Source organism: Brumimicrobium salinarum, from assembly GCF_002844555.1.
GTDB lineage: Bacteria > Bacteroidota > Bacteroidia > Flavobacteriales_D > Crocinitomicaceae > Brumimicrobium > Brumimicrobium salinarum.
Genome location: NZ_PJNI01000013.1, coordinates 53,066 through 70,583, shown reverse-complemented (window position 1 = coordinate 70,583; position 17,518 = coordinate 53,066). Strand labels below are relative to the sequence as shown.

Annotated in this window: 15 protein-coding genes and 1 pseudogene; 4 read left to right on the top strand and 12 right to left on the bottom strand. The window is 32.9% G+C overall.

Annotation, left to right across the window (positions count from 1 at the left end; genetic code table 11):
- Window positions 1-22 precede the first annotated feature (22 nt).
- Both CW751_RS11645 and trhA read right to left on the bottom strand, forming a co-directional pair.
- A complete protein-coding gene (locus tag CW751_RS11645; RefSeq protein WP_101335208.1) occupies window positions 23-517 on the bottom strand; it encodes a hypothetical protein in 495 nt (164 codons plus the stop codon).
- 30 nt (window positions 518-547) lie between these two features.
- Window positions 548-1,177, bottom strand: a complete 630-nt coding sequence (gene trhA, locus CW751_RS11640; protein WP_101335207.1) for a PAQR family membrane homeostasis protein TrhA — start codon at window positions 1,175-1,177, stop codon at window positions 548-550.
- Between the two features lie 149 nt (window positions 1,178-1,326).
- Between trhA and CW751_RS11635 the strand changes: the two genes are divergently transcribed.
- Window positions 1,327-2,625, top strand: coding sequence for a DEAD/DEAH box helicase (locus CW751_RS11635; RefSeq protein WP_101335206.1), 1,299 nt, complete (start codon window positions 1,327-1,329; stop codon window positions 2,623-2,625).
- Window positions 2,626-2,640: 15 nt separating this feature from the next.
- Here CW751_RS11635 and CW751_RS11630 read toward each other — a convergent pair whose 3' ends face one another.
- From CW751_RS11630 to CW751_RS11620, 3 genes are read right to left on the bottom strand one after another with little or no spacing between them, the layout of a single operon-like run.
- Window positions 2,641-3,927, bottom strand: a complete 1,287-nt coding sequence (locus tag CW751_RS11630) for a DUF2254 domain-containing protein (RefSeq protein ID WP_101335205.1) — start codon at window positions 3,925-3,927, stop codon at window positions 2,641-2,643.
- 25 nt (window positions 3,928-3,952) lie between these two features.
- Window positions 3,953-4,732, bottom strand: a complete 780-nt coding sequence (dapF, locus tag CW751_RS11625; protein ID WP_101335204.1) for a diaminopimelate epimerase — start codon at window positions 4,730-4,732, stop codon at window positions 3,953-3,955.
- Window positions 4,729-5,376 (bottom strand): hypothetical protein, encoded by a 648-nt coding sequence (locus tag CW751_RS11620; RefSeq protein ID WP_101335203.1) that lies wholly within the window; start codon window positions 5,374-5,376, stop codon window positions 4,729-4,731. The genes dapF and CW751_RS11620 overlap by 4 nt, the downstream gene beginning before the upstream one ends.
- Window positions 5,377-5,815: 439 nt before the next feature.
- Between CW751_RS11620 and CW751_RS11610 the strand changes: the two genes are divergently transcribed.
- The 3 genes from CW751_RS11610 (at window position 5,816) to CW751_RS11600 (ending at window position 9,842) form a co-directional block, all read left to right on the top strand.
- Window positions 5,816-7,279, top strand: a complete 1,464-nt coding sequence (locus CW751_RS11610) for a Do family serine endopeptidase (protein WP_101335201.1) — start codon at window positions 5,816-5,818, stop codon at window positions 7,277-7,279.
- A gap of 169 nt (window positions 7,280-7,448) precedes the next feature.
- On the top strand, window positions 7,449-8,315 hold the full coding sequence (locus CW751_RS11605; RefSeq protein ID WP_101335200.1) for a sigma-70 family RNA polymerase sigma factor: 867 nt from the start codon (window positions 7,449-7,451) through the stop codon (window positions 8,313-8,315).
- A 75-nt stretch (window positions 8,316-8,390) separates the two neighbouring features.
- On the top strand, window positions 8,391-9,842 hold the full coding sequence (locus CW751_RS11600) for a glyceraldehyde-3-phosphate dehydrogenase (protein ID WP_101335199.1): 1,452 nt from the start codon (window positions 8,391-8,393) through the stop codon (window positions 9,840-9,842).
- 52 nt (window positions 9,843-9,894) lie between these two features.
- Here the strand turns inward: CW751_RS11600 and CW751_RS11595 are convergent, their stop codons facing one another.
- The 7 genes and pseudogenes from CW751_RS11595 to CW751_RS11565 form a co-directional block, all read right to left on the bottom strand.
- Window positions 9,895-10,347: an FKBP-type peptidyl-prolyl cis-trans isomerase gene (locus CW751_RS11595; RefSeq protein ID WP_101335198.1), complete on the bottom strand. Its 453-nt coding sequence runs from the start codon at window positions 10,345-10,347 to the stop codon at window positions 9,895-9,897.
- 3 nt (window positions 10,348-10,350) lie between these two features.
- The gene (locus tag CW751_RS11590) at window positions 10,351-11,220 is read right to left on the bottom strand and encodes a TraB/GumN family protein (protein WP_101335197.1); all 870 of its coding nucleotides are present in this window, start codon (window positions 11,218-11,220) and stop codon (window positions 10,351-10,353) included.
- A gap of 1 nt (window position 11,221) precedes the next feature.
- On the bottom strand, window positions 11,222-11,932 hold the full coding sequence (locus tag CW751_RS11585) for a class I SAM-dependent methyltransferase (RefSeq protein WP_101335196.1): 711 nt from the start codon (window positions 11,930-11,932) through the stop codon (window positions 11,222-11,224).
- Window position 11,933: 1 nt separating this feature from the next.
- A complete protein-coding gene (locus CW751_RS11580) occupies window positions 11,934-12,491 on the bottom strand; it encodes an IS1096 element passenger TnpR family protein (RefSeq protein ID WP_101335195.1) in 558 nt (185 codons plus the stop codon).
- Window positions 12,492-12,532: 41 nt separating this feature from the next.
- Window positions 12,533-13,945 (bottom strand): CCA tRNA nucleotidyltransferase, encoded by a 1,413-nt coding sequence (locus CW751_RS11575; RefSeq protein WP_101335220.1) that lies wholly within the window; start codon window positions 13,943-13,945, stop codon window positions 12,533-12,535.
- Between the two features lie 40 nt (window positions 13,946-13,985).
- Window positions 13,986-14,843: a hypothetical protein gene (locus CW751_RS11570; protein WP_101335194.1), complete on the bottom strand. Its 858-nt coding sequence runs from the start codon at window positions 14,841-14,843 to the stop codon at window positions 13,986-13,988.
- A gap of 59 nt (window positions 14,844-14,902) precedes the next feature.
- Window positions 14,903-17,451, bottom strand: a pseudogene (locus CW751_RS11565) (ATP-dependent Clp protease ATP-binding subunit).
- Between the last annotated feature and the right edge of the window lie 67 nt (window positions 17,452-17,518).

Genomic DNA, 17,518 nt, shown 5'->3' with positions numbered 1-17,518 from the left:
ATATATGAATATCCTTGAACATTTAATTTCTATAGAGATCTATATCTATAAACTCGTCAAGTCGTATTGTAAAATCATATTGCAAATCTTCATGCAATTGATCTAGTTTTTTTAAGACCAATAAAATTTGTCGATCAAATAGATTAGTTAACATTCTATTCTCAAAAATGGAAGGCTTTAAATTGTTAAGCTTTTCACAGAAATAAACCAACAATTCTATTTCTGTAGCTTTTATTTTGGAAAATTTGACATACTGTTTTATTTGTTTTAAAATTTTACGAATAGTTTTCTTCATATAGAAATAACTGTTCGTATTCATCATTTCAAACTGTTCATCAATACTGTTTTTTATCTCTTGAACATAGTTCTCCTCATCGTCGGCTAGAAATAGGAGATAAGTAAGTAATGCTTTATTGTCTTTTTTAAATTTTCCCAATCGCAAACAAATATTTATTAATTCTTCATTGGGTAAATGTTTAAGTTCCTTTTTAATATTTGCAATAGATTCAGTTTTCATGTCACGAAGGTAAGCAAAGTGTTTTAATGTTTATAAAACATGATTCAACACAGCATAAAAGTGGCAAAAACTACCAATAAGTACACAAACATGAAATATGGCATGATTGAATTTAATTTTTTTTATACTGTACAGAATCGCTCCTAAAGTGTAGGCTACACCACCTCCAAAAAGCCAATAAAGCCCTGCTGTTGATAAGTTTTCAATCAAAGGGTTGATTGCAAAAATGATTACCCATCCCATTAAAACATACATGATGGTTGATACGATTTTAAATCTTCCAGTAAAAAAGAGCTTAAAGGTTATGCCTATAGCTGCTAAACCCCAAATTACACCAAAGATAATCCATCCAACTTCTCCTTTAAGTGTTATTAAACTAAACGGAGTATATGTTCCAGCAATTAGAACATAAATTGCCGCGTGGTCAAAAACTTTTAATCGCAAACGTTTTGTTTTTTCTTTTGCACTGTGATACAATGTTGAAGCAGCATACAAAACAAGCATGCTTAGGCTGTATATGAGTACGCTTATTGTTGACCAAAACGAAAAATCTTCGAAAGATTTAATGAGTAAAAATACAGCAGCAACAATACTTAGAATAAATCCTAATGCATGAGAGTAAATGTTTAATCGTTCTTCTTCTGGTGAATAATCTTTCATAATGCAAAAATGGAAACTATATGTTGATAAAAACTATCAAGCTCCATATATTTTTAATTTTTATTGTTTTAATGTTCAAAATAGATAGAAATCAAATAAATGCATCAAAACCATAAAAACTGTACTTATATTTGTGCAAAAATAGTAAAATGTCAAACAACTTTCGTGATTTAGGAATTCAAACTTCACTTCAATCTGCATTAGATAATATGGGGTTTACTCAACCTACAAGTATTCAAAAACAAGTAGTTCCATACATATTGAATGAAACAGAAGATCTTGTAGCGCTTGCACAAACAGGCACAGGGAAGACCGCTGCTTTTGGATTACCTTTATTACAATTAACAGATTTATCAACAGATACTTTACAAACAGTCATTTTAGCTCCTACAAGAGAGTTGGGACAGCAGATTTTTGAACAACTCAATGCTTTTACTGCACGATCAAATTCTTATGAAATAGCTTTGCTAACGGGTGGGAGTTCATTAAAAGATCAGATTGAAAGTTTAAAATCTGGAATTCAAATAGCAGTTGCCACTCCTGGTCGTTTTATTGATTTAATAGAACAACAAGCAATTCATCCCGAAGAAATTCAAAATTTTGTGCTAGACGAAGCTGATGAAATGATTCAAGCTTTTGAACCCGCTTTATTGAAGATATTTTCTGCTTTACCGCAATCACGAAGAACTTTTATGTTTAGTGCAACGATGTCTGGCGAACTAAAAAATATAGTTCATAATTATATGTCTAAAAACCCAATGTACATCACTGCGGAAATGGAATCATTGGGCAAGAAAGATATCTCGCATCAATATGTAGTTGTTGCACCTATCGAAAAGCTTGATGTTTTACTTTATTTTCTCAATACACAAGGCTCAGGAAGAGGAATAATTTTTTGCCGAACAAAAGCAGCGGTAAACAAATTAGCCAAGAATTTAGCGAAAAGAAAAATATCTTCAGGAGCATTGCATGGGAGTTTAACGCAAGGGATAAGAGATCGAATAATGAATCAGTTTCGAGCAGGACACATAAATATTTTGGTTGCAACGGATTTAGTTGCTCGTGGTATTGATGTTAAGGAGCTTTCTTTTATCGTTAATTATCATTTGCCTGATTCAGCAACTACTTATGTGCATCGGAGTGGAAGAACTGGAAGAGCAGGAGAGAAGGGACTTTCCATGACTATCTTGCAACAAGAGGAAGTGTCAAAAATATCTGAATTTGAAACAGAATTAGGAATTAAATTTGAAGCTGTCCAAAAAGCAGATGAGCAAGATTTGCGCTCGAGTAATGCAGTTGTTTGGGCCAATAAAATTCATAAGTCTAAATTGGTAAAAGATATTCCTGCAACAACAGAAAAAGCCGTAAAGGAGATATTTAATCGGCTTTCTAAGGAAGAAATTATCGATAAAATACTTTCAGACTACTGGCGTCAGCAAGATAAATAGCTATCGGCTGTTTTTTTATTTATCAATTAAATCGATTAACTGCTTTTGATCAAGTGGATTGGAAATTGATTCGTTTATGTCGAACTTTAGGGCGTTTAATTCACTTTTTACTGCTATTTTGTTTTGTTCGTCAATGGATGGGTTGGTTAGTGTAAATTTGAGTGTCTTTATTAATACATGCATCACGGAACTGTCATGTTTGGAATACAAACGAATGGGTTGAATGATCATTTTTAAAATTTCCTCAGCGGTAATTTTATGATCTGTTATTGTTAAACCACCCTTCGTTATTTGTTTAGATACTTCATGAGGAAACTCTAGGTATAAATTGAGTAACTGTCCAATCTTATTAATTGCATTAATAGCGGTTCCAGGGTCATTTATTCCAGGAGACATTGCTTTTACAGCGATTTCCATTAATTTAATCATGCCTGTCTCATTCTCTTCACCTTCATGTCGATCTTGAGCTATATCAAAACAAAAAAGAATATTCTTTAATTCTTCCTCATTAATAAAGTTTTTTATCTTAATTACTGCTTCTCCCTTCCAAATATGTTGATTTACATACGGTAAGATTATAAAATGATTGTCACTTTTCTGTATTTCCTCTTTTAATAAGCTGTTATCGAATTGTCGGAAATATCCCGTTTTATTAATTGTTAAAGTTGTCCACTCTGCAGAATTAACAGTATTGGTTATTACTTTTTCTTCATTTTGTTCCTTGAGTTCTTTTTTAAAGAAATGGTGAGTCGCATTATAAATTTTATCTACAATATTATGTATTTGTATAGCTACAGAAATGCTATTAATGAAATAAACAAAAAGCCCAATACAAACGAGGCTAATAAGCGCAGCGATCATAGTTGAAAACCCCATAGAATCCGCATTTATACCATAAGCGCCTAAAGCAGTAATGAGTATTATACAATAAAGTAGGGTGCCGATATAAAAGCCAAGGATTAATTGATGTTTTTTGTTGGAAATTAAGCTAGGTAATAGTCGAGGTGAAAAACTTGAAGATGCTTGGTTTAATACAACCATTACCATAGAAAAACTAAAAACTGTTAGTGATATAATTCCTCCAATTATGGTAGATAATATTGCACGTGATGTTTCGTAATCCTCTATAAAAAAATAAGGTAACTCTTCTTTTATATCCTTAATAAATGAAATGTTCTCCAATTTTAAACTGAGTATTGCTAGTAATAAAAAACAAGCGCTAATTAAAACAGGATAAAAAGCTATACTTTGCGTTACTTTTAGGTAATACAACTTAATAAATTTATAGAATGTTCTTACCATTGTAGTGTCGGAAGCTATATTTATGTTATAATTGAATCTGACCTTGATATACTGGTGTTGCTGGGCCAATTAGGTAAATGGAATGAAATACGCCGAGATTATCTCTTGACGCTTTAACACGCAAGTTTCCGCCTTTAACGCCAAGTTGGATATCAATTTTTTCTAATTTTTGTTTGTCGGCAAAAGCTAAAGCAACTGCTGTTGCACCTGTCCCACATGAGTAGGTTTCTTTTTCTACACCTCGCTCGTAAGTGAGCATTTGAATGGTGTTTTGATCAATAACTTGTGCAAGATTTACGTTTATGCCTGTTTTCTTATACGGCGCTGAATATCTTATTTTTTTTCCGAAAGTAAAAATGTCTTGATCTTCGATTTGCTCTTTAAATTCTATGTAATGCGGACTTCCAGTGTTAATAATGTAAACACCTTCGTTATGATCTATTTTTGAAACGTCAGCCATTTTTATAGAGATTTCACCTGCATGAATTGTAGCTTCGTGTTTTCCATCTATAGCTTTAAAAGTAGCGTCTTTTTTGAATAAATTTAATTGACGAGCAAAGTGAACTGCACATCTTGCTCCATTTCCACAAAAGCTCTGACTACCATCTGCATTATAGTAATCCATTTCAAAATCAAATTCTTTGCTGTTTTTAATCAAAATTAAGCCGTCAGAACCTATTCCAAAACGGCGGTGACACATGTCTTTTATTGCTTGGGAATTGAGTTTGAAATCATTTTGATTTGTGCAATCTATCATAATAAAATCATTCCCTGTGCCGTGATATTTCGTAAAAGTTACCTTCATTTGATTTGTAGACTTTTAAATTGTTTAGATTTTCTGATTTTCAAACTCATTGATTCGGTATTTAAAAGTAGTAAATCACTTTCTTCTCCTTTTTGCAAAGAAATGGATTCATTTGGATTGAAACCAAACAATTTTAACTTATTTCTCGATAATTCATAGCCTGTAAGGTTGAGCGGACTTTGCCAAAACTCTACAATAATTTGATTTGAAAATGATTGCCCATTCAAAGAAAGTAATTCAGATTTGTCTATACTATCGTTTGCTGATTTTTGAACAGCTATATACCGACTAGACACCATTTTTTCTTGTATAATTAATTCATCGGACTCTTCCTCAACTTGATTTCTATCGTTGACTTTAGTCTCTATTTTTTGTTGCGCTACATTAACACAGTCCACAATTTCTTTTGACTCATTTATTGGATGATTTGACTTCTCCACTGATGTTGTGTTGGTTGATTTATATTTAGCTGATGTATCAAGTTTTTGAGTAGTTTTAATTACAAAATCATCTGTAACAATAGGTTGAATCTTCTCTACAGAATTACTCTGAGATTTATCGACATGCTTTTCATTATCTAAAATTAGAATGAGTAGTCCTACTCCAAACGAGAGTATCAGCAAATAGATTATTATTTTTTTCACTTTAAATGTTTCTTAACTAAACAGATAACAAAAATAATAAAAAGATTGTATGATTACCTGAGACAATAAATTATAACCAATAGATTTCAAATTTTAATTTAATGCTTATCGGGAACTTTACCATTAGTTTAATAAACTACAATAAAAAATACTCTTTTTAATTTGCGAAGGATCTTGTCAGTTAACCGTTTATTCACATGATTGACGGCTTAGTATTTACTGGTAAAGTTTCCGATACGCATTTTAAGATGAAAAAATGTCAGTCTTTTTTGCGGGGATTCATCTTAAAAGTAGCTGGTCAATTAAATGTGAACCGAATTATTGATCACCGACATCAATGCTTAACAACTTTTAACGGAATAGATAAGCTATACTTATCATTGTGGAGTTAAATTTGATGTGTTATTCGATAAAAAAACAATATTAAAATGAAAAAAATATGAAGTCAATCGGTTTAGGTATTTTAGGTGGATTATTGCCTTTATTTGTATTTATGTTGTTCAATCAAGAATACGTTAATAATCCAATTGAAGAATTAGAGATAAAAACAAGTACAGAAGAGGTTCCTAGTTCAAAAATCAGTTTATCTAGTTCTCAAATTGATAGTAAATTAGATTTTACAAAAGCCAGTGAAGAAAGTGTTCATTCAGTAGTACATGTTAAAACGAAAGTGGTACAGTCTTATGTTCAGCGGGATCCATTTCTTGAATTTTTCTATGGTCCTGGCGCTGGACGGGAACGTAAGCAATATGGAAGTGGATCTGGATCAGGTGTAATTGTTTCAGAGGATGGATATATTGTGACGAATAATCATGTAATTCAAAACGCAAGTGAAATTCAAATTACCTTAAATGATAATACAACCTATGAAGCAAAGATTGTAGGAACGGATCCATCTACTGATATTGCTGTTCTAAAAATAGAAGCCTCAAATTTACATGCTATGCCAATTGCCAATAGTGATGAAGTAAAAGTAGGGCAGTGGGTGCTTGCTGTGGGTAATCCTTTTAATTTGAATTCTACAGTTACTGCCGGTATTGTTTCTGCTAAAGCGAGAAATATCAATATAATTGGAAGTCAAAATAAGAATATAATGCCAATAGAGTCATTTATTCAAACAGATGCTGCGGTAAATCCTGGTAATTCTGGTGGAGCGTTAATCAATACGCAAGGACAGTTAATTGGTATAAATACAGCGATAGCCTCACAAACAGGAAATTATGCAGGATATTCATTTGCTGTCCCATCAAGATTAGTTGCAAAAATTATGAATGATATTATCGATTACGGAATGGTTCAGCGTGGATTTTTAGGTATACAAATTCAAGAGATTACGCAAGATTTAATTAACGAAAAAGAATTAGAGAATGCTCAAGGTTTGTACGTAGCAGGAGTTAATGAAGATTCTGGTGCTGAAAAAGCCAAAATTAAAGAGGGAGATGTAATTTTGAAAGTTGGAGCAAAATCAATTAACTCTGTTGCTGAATTGCAAGAGGAAATAGGAAGACGTCGCCCAGGTGATATTGTTCGATTAACTTTGAGAAGAGATGGTAAGATAATCAATAAAGATGTTTTACTTAAAAATATTGAAGGAAATACAGAATTAACCTCAAAAGAGGAATTGGAAAAACACTCTGCGTTAGGTGCAACATTTGCGGAATTAACAAAAGAAGAGAAAAAAGCCCTGAATATTAATTACGGTGTAAAAATATCTTCTATTTCTACAGGTAAATTGAGATCTAATGGATTATCAAAAGGAATTATTATTACAAAAATAAATAATGAACCAGTTAAAAGTATTGAACAATTAACATCTTATTTAAAGAGTGAAAATAATAATGGTGTACTTTTAGAAGTAATGACTGAAAGTGGTCAAAAAGATTATGTTGGGTTTGGATTGTAACTAAAGTGAATACTCAGCGTTACAATAACGTTCTTGGTTTTATAAAAAGCCAAGGACGTTTTTTTATTTTATTAATTTGGCATTTGCCGTCAATTATATTTTGTAGTATAATTTAATTGGTGTAAGTTTGCCACACTTTATTTTACATTTTTATTAAGGAAACATAAACATGAGACAACTAAAGATTACAAAATCAATCACTAACCGTGAGAGTCAATCCTTAGACAAGTATCTTCAAGATATTGGGAAAGAGGAGTTAATTACAGCCGATGAAGAAGTAGAACTGGCTAGAAAGATCAAACAAGGTGACCAGCGCGCTTTAGAAAAGTTGACTCGCGCCAATTTAAGATTCGTTGTTTCTGTTGCAAAGCAATATCAAAACCAAGGCTTAACACTTCCTGATTTAATTAATGAAGGAAACTTAGGCTTAATTAAAGCAGCACAAAAATTTGATGAAACCCGAGGGTTTAAGTTTATTTCTTATGCTGTTTGGTGGATTCGTCAATCAATTTTGTCTGCTCTTGCAGAACAAGCACGTATTGTAAGACTACCGCTTAATCAAGTTGGTTCTTTAAATAAAATAAATAAAGCATTTTCTCGTTTAGAACAAGAATACGAAAGACCTCCTTCTGCTGAAGAACTTGCTGAAGCATTAGAGGTGCCGGAAGATAAAATTAAAGAAAGTATGAATGTTTCTGGTCGCCATGTTTCTATGGACGCACCATTGTCAGCAAATGAAGATGGAGGAACATTAATGGACGTTATGGCCAATGGAGACTCTCCAAAAGCAGATATGTTATTAATGTCAGAATCATTACAAAGAGAAATCGAACGTTCACTTTCCACCTTAACAGATAAAGAAAGAGAAATTATTCGTTTGTTTTTCGGTATCGGCATGAATCACGGTTTAACTTTAGAAGAAATAGGTTCTAAGTTTAACTTAACTAGAGAAAGAGTTAGACAAATCAAAGAAAAAGCAATTCGACGACTGCGACATACTTCGCGAAACAAACTGTTGAAAGCTTATTTAGGATAAGAAATTTCAGGGCTGCTAGATTTAGTGGCCCTTTTTATTTGGCATATATTTAAAATAAAACATAAATAAATTAGTATGAATACTTCACACGGGTATGAAAAACAATTAGACGCACACGTTAAAAGAGAACGTGCTGCAGTTAAATTGGCAAGTAAAACAGGACAATTACTTTATGATAAAGGAGTTGAATTGGTGCTTTTTAGAAATCACTTGGTTAGTTTAACGGTCTCTGAAATTATGAACTTACACGATTACGCTCGTAATGTAGTTCAAAAGGAAATTGATGTTTTTACAACTTCTGATCTAGCAGAGGCTCTTTTATCCATTGATCTCGCTCCTTCCAAACTCGACATTGGAAGACTCGCTTATGAGTATATCGAATCAAAAGATAAATTTGAAGACAAAGTTTCATTTCTAAAACATAAACTTAAAGACTTCATCGGTCAAGATAAGTTTACAATGGAGCCAAGAGATGTAGTTTTGTTTGGATTTGGTCGTATTGGTCGTTTAGCTGCTCGCGAATTGATTAAGCAGGCTGGTAAAGGTCAACAATTGCGTTTGAGAGCTATTGTTACACGAAATGTAACTAAAGAAATCATTGAGAAAAGAGCAGCTTTATTTAAAAATGACTCTGTACATGGGACTTTTGACGGTATTGTAGATGTAGATGTTGAAAATAAGGTTTTAAATATTAATGGAATGAAAATTTCCATGATTGAAGCCAAAAATCCTGAAGACATAGATTATACAGCGTATGGAATTAATAACGCATTAATTATTGATAATACAGGAGTGTACAATGATAAAGAAAGTCTTTCAAAACATCTGCAAGCGAAAGGAGCAGCCCGTGTAATTTTAACTGCGCCTGGTAAAGGAATACCGAATATCGTTTATGGAATAAATCAAGGTGAATTAAAGTTGGAAGAAGAACGAATTTTTTCGGCAGCTTCTTGTACGACAAATGCTATATCTCCTGTTCTAGAGGTAATTAATAATAAGTTTGGTGTTGTTAAAGGGCATATTGAAACTGTTCATGCGTATACGAACGATCAAAACTTATTGGATAATATGCACAAAAAACCAAGAAGAGGTAGGTCTGCAGCAATAAATATGGTGATTACCTCAACTGGAGCTGGAAAAGCAGTAACAAAAGTGATCCCGGATTTAGAAAACAAACTAACCGCCAACGCTGTTCGTGTTCCTACGCCAAATGGTTCTTTAGCAATTTTATCACTTGAATTAAATAAAGAAGTAAGCGTTGAAGATGTAAATAATGAGATTCGAAATGCAGCGCTAAATGGTAATTTAATTAATCAAATTCATTATTCCATTGATGAAGAGTTGGTTTCAAATGATATTATTGGAAATACATGTTGCTCGGTATTTGATTCACCGGCAACTATTGTATCAAAAGATAAGAAAAATGTTGTTCTATATACATGGTACGACAACGAGTTTGGTTATACAAAACAAGTTATTCGTCTGGCTAAGTTTGTAGCAAAGGTGAGAAGATTGATTTATTACTAGAATTATCCTGTTTTTTATTTCAAAAGCCCAAACTGATTAGTTTGGGCTTTTTTTATTCAACTTTTAATACTTCTAATTCATATTTTAAGATACTATTGGCAGGAATAATATCCGTTTTTTGTGTGGCATAACCTAATTGTGGGGGAATAATAATCTCAATCTTTCCACCTTCCTTGATCATCATGAGTGCATCTTGCCATCCAACAATTAGCTGTTTAACTTTATACACCAAAGGATCCTCCTTGCCGATTACTTGAAAAGTATTTCCATTTAAAAAAGAACCTTTGTAGGTAAAAGTAACCTGATCTTTATAAGATATAAATTCAGATCCATGACCGGTATCTTTTATAGCGTAATACAAGCCATTTTCCGTTTTTTCCATCTTCTTATTTAAAGAATCTAAATGCGCTTTTATTTTTTCATCAAAAGCACTTAATTCTTGATCTGAATATGTAGAGCAGCTACTGATAACAATAGTTAAGAGTAATAAAGTGATGTATCTCATTTTCTATAATTTAATCGGCGTTAGCGTGTAGCCTTCATTTCTTAATAATTCAACAACGCCTTTCGGGCCACCTAAATGTGCAGCGCCTACTGCAATAAAAGTTTTATTTTTTTTGATTAACTTTTTTATGGGAGCAATCCAGTTTTTATTTCTTTCGTTTAAGAAACTAGCTTCAAATTCAGGAGAACTTATACTAGCACTCACTGTGTATTTATGAATTGCGTTTATATCTTGAGAAAGATAAATTTCAATGAGTTCTTTTGTTTCACTAAAGTCAATGTCTTCGGAACGGATACTTTCCATAATCATATTCACTTGATCTTCTTGACTCAAATTATCGATGAAACTCATTTGTTCTTCGACAGTTTCTAATCCAATAATTTCTAAATCATTTTTTTGGGCTATCTTTTGAAGTGACATTTCATAGCTTTGCGGATTGGTACCAAAAGCTTCTTTTGTAAAAAGTTGAAGTAAAACAAATGGTTTCATTTTACTAAACATGGTACGCATCTGCTTTTCGTCGTATCCTAATTCCGCATCGGTATATGCAAAAAGTGAGTCCAATTGTGGTTCTGTAAAATAATCAAACATACTACCTGAATCAAGCATCATTAAATGCATAGCTTTCATTTGTTCCGTAATTCCACCAATCTCCATAACGAGAAGGTCACTCTCTTTTACTTTGTTTTGAAGCGATTCTGGAAACAGAAAATCATCCTCAGGTATTAAATGCATGGTTCCAAAGATGTAGGAGGGTTGTTTTACTTTTTTTCCTGTAATCTCCCAAAGTAAGGAGGTTGAAAGAGAATCTTGAGCTATTCCAGAAGAAATAACAAAAATAAAGGAGGTAAGAAGTAAGTAAAAGTTTTTCATATTATTGTTTTTTTAATTGAACCAAAAAAGAATTTTCATCTTCGTCTAACAAAGATAATTGAAGTCCGGCTTCATTTGCAAATTTTTCAAGATTCTTTAAATCTACATAAACCCAATTGAACCAACCACTTTCAGAATCTTTATATTTCATATTGAATTTGAACTCTCCATAATAATTGGCATTCAAATCTACCCATAATCCACCTTCTTCATCCTCGAATACGTTTTGTACGTCCGTGGAATCGCAAATTATGCTTCCACCAGGTTTTAGCAAGGTGGCGATGTGATTTAAAAATGGAATAACATTTGAAAAAGTCTCTGCAATTCCAATACCATTCATTAATAATAAAATAGTATCGTATTTATCTTCTTTAAAGTTTAATATTGAGGTGTGGTAATGTTTGCAATCAGGAAATTTACTTAAAAGGTATTGATGGGCCTTGGGACTTTTTTCGACTGTTGAAACGGTAAAACCATTTTCTAATAAATATTTGGTGTGTGGTCCAGCCGCAGCTCCTATATCAAGAATGCTGCCTTTGCAATATTTCATTGCTGTTTTTTCCAGTGGCTGAAAGTCTTTATACGCTCTAAATAATAAATCTATAGGTAGGACATCATCTTCAACTAAATCAGAAGCCACAATAATATCTTCTGGCTGATTATTGTTGTGGAAATCCCAAATTGCCTGACCAATTGGATCGTTTTTTTGCATTTTAAATATCGTAATCGTCTATATTATCAAAGTTGTCACTATCAAGGTGGTCGCCAAAATTATCAATATCAAAATCGTCTGCATCAGGATCAATTTCTGTTTCAAAAGACATATCTTCTATTGATCGTGGCCCTTGTTTGATGAGATCTTCTGGAATTTCTCCAACCTCCATCAATAATTGTGGATGTTCATACTCTTGTGTGGTTATTTCATGAAGTTCTATTAAAAATATCCACATAGATAAGAAATCATGCACCAATATGAAGCGTTGTCGGACCTTCGTGTTTTTTTCTTTTAGTGGAATATCTTTCATTTGAATAGGGGCTTCTTCGCTTTCGTCAGCTCCAAAAGACATGTCCATTAATGCAATTTCTTCACCTTTATTCCAATCTTCATCACTTACGAAAAAAGATGCCATTTGATCATTTGGTAGGCCAAAAGCGTCTAGAATGGTATGATAAAAATGTTCAAAATTGTAATCGTCGTTGATAAGAATATCTCTAAAGACTTCTTTATCATCAATACTATCTAATAAAATTCTAAATTTTAATCCTGCCATATTAATTATTGCAATAAAAACAATGTGCGAAGTTAATTTTTTTAAGATTCTAAGCCTATTTCTTTTCCTATTTTAAGCATCAATTCATAAGCTTCTTGATAATCGTTTTTAATTTCACCTTCAAGAATGGCTTCTTTAATTTTACTTTTGATAATACCTATTTCATTTGAAGGTGTAATATTAAATGTATCCATGATTAATTTCCCATCAATTGGAGGTTGAAAATTTCTTACATTATCTTTCTCTTCAACAGTTTTTAGTTTTTCCTCAACTTTTTTAAAGTTGTTTTTGTATTTTCTAACTTTAAATTCATTTTTTGAGGTAATATCTGCATTACATAATGTCATCAGGTCATCAATATCATCTCCTGCTTCATTTAGTAAGCGCCTAATAGCAGAATCTGTGACATCTCCTTTCACTAAAGCAATTGGACGTAAATGTAAACGCACCAGTTTTTGTACGTATTTCATTTTTGTATCCATCGGTAATTTTAACTTTCTAAAAATTTTAGGCGTCATTCGCGCTCCTAAATCCTCATGACCATGAAAGGTCCACCCAGTTTTCTTCTTGTACCTTTTGGTTGGAGGTTTAGCTATATCATGAAGTATTGCTGCCCATCTTAGCCATAAATTATCGGTATTTTCTGAAATATTATCGAGTACTTCTAAAGTATGATAAAAATTGTCTTTATGTGAATGGTTATTGATGGTTTCAACTCCTGCTAATTGAACCATTTCAGGAAAAAACTGATGAAGTAAATGAGTTGAATACAGTAGTTTAAAACCTCTTGAAGGGGTATCACTAAGAATAATTTTATTTAATTCTTCGGTTATACGTTCCATAGAAATGATGGATAATCTTTCAGCATTCTGTTTTATAGCGTTTAAACTATTTATTTCAATTTTAAAGTTGAGCTGCGTAGCAAACCTTATTGCACGCATCATTCTCAAAGGATCGTCTGAGTAGGTTGTAGCGGGTTCTAAAGGTGTTCTAATTATGCCTTTTTCTAAATCAGAAATTCCGTCAAAAGGATCTATTAAATCTCCATAATTGTCAGCGTGAAGGCTTAATGCAAGGGCGTTTATAGTGAAGTCTCTACGTTTTTGATCATCGGAAAGTGTACCGTTTTCAACGATTGGCTTTCGTGAGTCTCGTTGATAGGATTCTTTTCTTGCACCTACGAATTCAACATCTAAATCTTTATACCGAAAATGAGCAGTTCCAAACGATTTAAAACGTGTTACTTTTTTTACTTTTAACTTTTTAGCTACTTTTTCAGCCAAAGCTAATCCATTTCCAACCACAACAATATCAATATCTTTTGAAGGACGCTCTAAAAGTAAATCTCGAACAAATCCACCTATGGTGTAGGTTTCTAGTCCTAACTCAGTAACAATTTCTCGGGTTACTTTAAAAACAGGATGTTTAAGTTTATCTGAATAATTTAATTTCATTTCGGTTGCAAATATACGTGTCTTTTGTGATTCAAGAAACTTATTTTTTAATCCATCCATAAACACCTTTGTGTTTAAAATTCGTATAGTTTAACATCATGCTTTGCTCTTCTACTATGCCTGAAAGAAATAAAACAAAATACCAATCATCTTTTTCTGCTAGCACTTTGTAAATTGCTCCTTTGTTATAATGTATCATTAGGTTGCTTTCTGTCCACCCCACAAATGCATCTTTTTCAATCACTTCTGGCGACCATCTTAGTGCAGTTTTTTTCTTTAAGATTTTATACTCTTTATTAAATTGTGTTTTTTCAGGAAAAAAATCACCTTGCATGTCGCCTCTATCTCGACCCACAAAAAATCGGTCAGTTATGTGAACTCCTTGTTCGGTTTGTCTAAGTTTGTAAATGTTATGACTTGCGCTTCTACAACAGGGATATTTGTGTACATATAATATGCTTTCTTGTGTGTGAGGATTTATTTTGTATGCCAGTAGATTTCCTACTTCACTGAAAAGTAACCGTTGATTTCTGTCTTGCTTTGCATTATATACCTCCACGTATTCGCGTTCGTCATTTGCATTTTTATAACCGCTAAATAGGAGTAGGGGTGTTGCATTTTTTTTAAATCTAACATAGTTCCAATCTGCTTTAAAGTGATTCCAATATTGTTCAAAGTTGCTAACTTGAACAGAAAAATCATGAGATAATTCGTTTTGTGTATGTAATAGTTTGACTTGTTCTTTTAAAGTATCATTTTTAACAAATAGCTTGTTGAAATCTGTTCTACCATCATTTACGAATACTTCATGTGGAATATTTACAAGCGTTGGATTAACTTGAGCATGTAAATTGATGAAAATTGAAAAAAATAAAATAAAAAATACTGTATTCTTCATAATGAAAATTAAAAAAAGGGAGTTAATGAAACTCCCTTAGAATGGTTAAATAACAAATATTATTTTTTCTCTTCTGTATTTTCATCTTCAGTTTCGCTCTTAACTACTTCAGATTTTAATCCATTGCCTTCTTTATTTAAAGAAAGTGAAATTTTGTCGCCTTCTTTAATTGTTGAATTGATAATTTCTTCAGCTAAAGGATCTTCAATATACTTCTGAATCGCACGCTTTAAAGGACGAGCTCCAAATTTTGAGTCATAACCTTTATCTACAATAAAGTCTTTGGCTTCTTTCTGAAGTTCAATTTGGTAACCTAACTCATTAATTCTTGAATATAAAGTCACTAACTCTAAGTCAATAATCTTATAAATATCATCACGTTCTAATGATTTGAATAAGATCATATCATCCACTCGGTTTAAGAATTCTGGAGAAAAAGCCTTACGGAGTGCATTCTGTATTACAGATTTTTGATCATCATCAGTCGACGCCTCTTTTGCCGCAGTGCTAAATCCTACACCCGTACCAAAATCTTGTAGCTGACGCGCACCGATGTTAGAAGTCATAATAATGATTGTATTTTTAAAATCAATTTTTCGTCCTAAACCATCTGTCATGTGCCCGTCATCTAATGCTTGCAAGAGCAAATTGAAAACATCGGGATGAGCTTTCTCTATTTCATCAAGCAATATAATTGAATATGGCTTTCTTCTTACCTTTTCGGTTAATTGACCGCCTTCTTCATATCCTACGTAACCCGGAGGTGCTCCAACTAATCTCGAAATAGAAAACTTCTCCATATATTCTGACATGTCGACACGAATCAATGCTTCTTCTGAATCAAACATATGTTTAGCAAGAACTTTAGCTAAAAGGGTTTTACCCACCCCAGTTGGTCCTAAGAAAAAGAATGAACCGATGGGTTTATTCGGATCTTTAAGTCCGGCACGATTTCTTTGAATCGCTTTAACAACTTTGGCTACAGCATCATCTTGTCCAATAATCTTACCTCTAACTTCTGATTCCATCTTGGCCAACTTACCGCTTTCTTTCTCAGCAATTCGTTGAACAGGAATCCCAGTCATCATGGCTACAACATCTGCAACATTCTCTTCAGTAACGGTAACTTTATGATTCTTTGTATCCTCTTCCCATTTTATCTTTTCCTCGACTAACTCGTCTTGAAGTTTCTTCTCGGTATCTCTTAGTTCAGCTGCTTTTTCATATTGCTGAGATTTGATAACATCATTTTTTTAACCTTAATTTCTTCAATTTTATTCTCAATTTCCACAATTACTGGTGGAACATTGATATTGGTTAGATGTACACGAGAACCAACTTCATCCAATGCATCAATGGCTTTGTCTGGTAAGTGTCGATCCGAAATGTATCGATCCGTCAAAGCCACACAAGCTTGAATCGCTTCTTTTGTATAAGACACGCTGTGGTGATCTTCATATCTACTTTTTATATTCTCTAGTATCTGTTCAGTCTCCTCAATCGTTGTAGGTTCAACTAAAACTTTTTGGAAACGACGCTCTAAAGCACCATCTTTTTCAATATGTTGACGGTATTCGTCTAATGTTGTTGCTCCAATCGCTTGCAATTCGCCTCTTGCCAAAGCAGGTTTAAACATATTTGAAGCGTCTAATGAGCCACTAGCTCCTCCTGCGCCAACAATGGTATGAATTTCATCAATAAATAAAATTACATCTCTATTTTTTTCAATTTCTGCCATTACGGCTTTCATTCTTTCTTCAAACTGACCTCTATATTTTGTGCCCGCAACAAGAGATGCTAAGTCTAACGATACAATTCTTTTGTCGAATAAAACACGTGATACTTTACGCTGTACTATTCTAAGTGCTAAGCCTTCTGCAATTGCACTTTTACCTACTCCAGGTTCTCCTATTAGGATAGGGTTGTTTTTCTTTCTTCGTGATAAGATCTGACTTACCCTTTCAATTTCTTTTTCCCTTCCGACAATAGGATCTAATTGATCATTCTCGGCTAATTTGGTTAAATCTCTTCCGAAATTATCCAAAACGGGAGTTTTAGACTTGGTATCGCTTGATTTTCGAGAACCACCGGATGGCGAACCAGAACCACCAGCAAAGCCAGCATCGTCACCATCACTGGAACTTGGAAATTCAAATTTTGGATTATTTTCTTCTAACATAGCTTCTATTTCATCTTTTACATTGTCGTATATAACTCCATATCTATTTAAAGTACGACAAGCAACATTATTTTCATCTTTTAAAATTGATAAAAGTAAATGTTCTGTACCTATAACTGTACTTTTAAATAACTTTGCTTCTAAATAAGTGATTTTTAAAACTTTTTCTGCTTGTTTTACAAGGGGTACGTTGGTGAGATCTTGACCTGGTTTTCCAGTAGATTTTTTCAAGTAAGATTCAATCTGATACCTAATTTGTTCCAAGTCTAGATTAAATTCTTTTAAAACCTGTATTCCTAGTCCTTCACCTTCGCGAATTAGACCAAGCAAAAGGTGTTCAACACCTATATAGTCATTTCCGAGACGTAATGCTTCTTCACGACTAAAATTTATAACATCTTTAACTCTTGGTGAAAATTTTGCTTCCATAGTTTACGAATATACATAATTTGAGTGGCTTTTTTAATATTTATAACCACACCTTCAAAAATAAAAC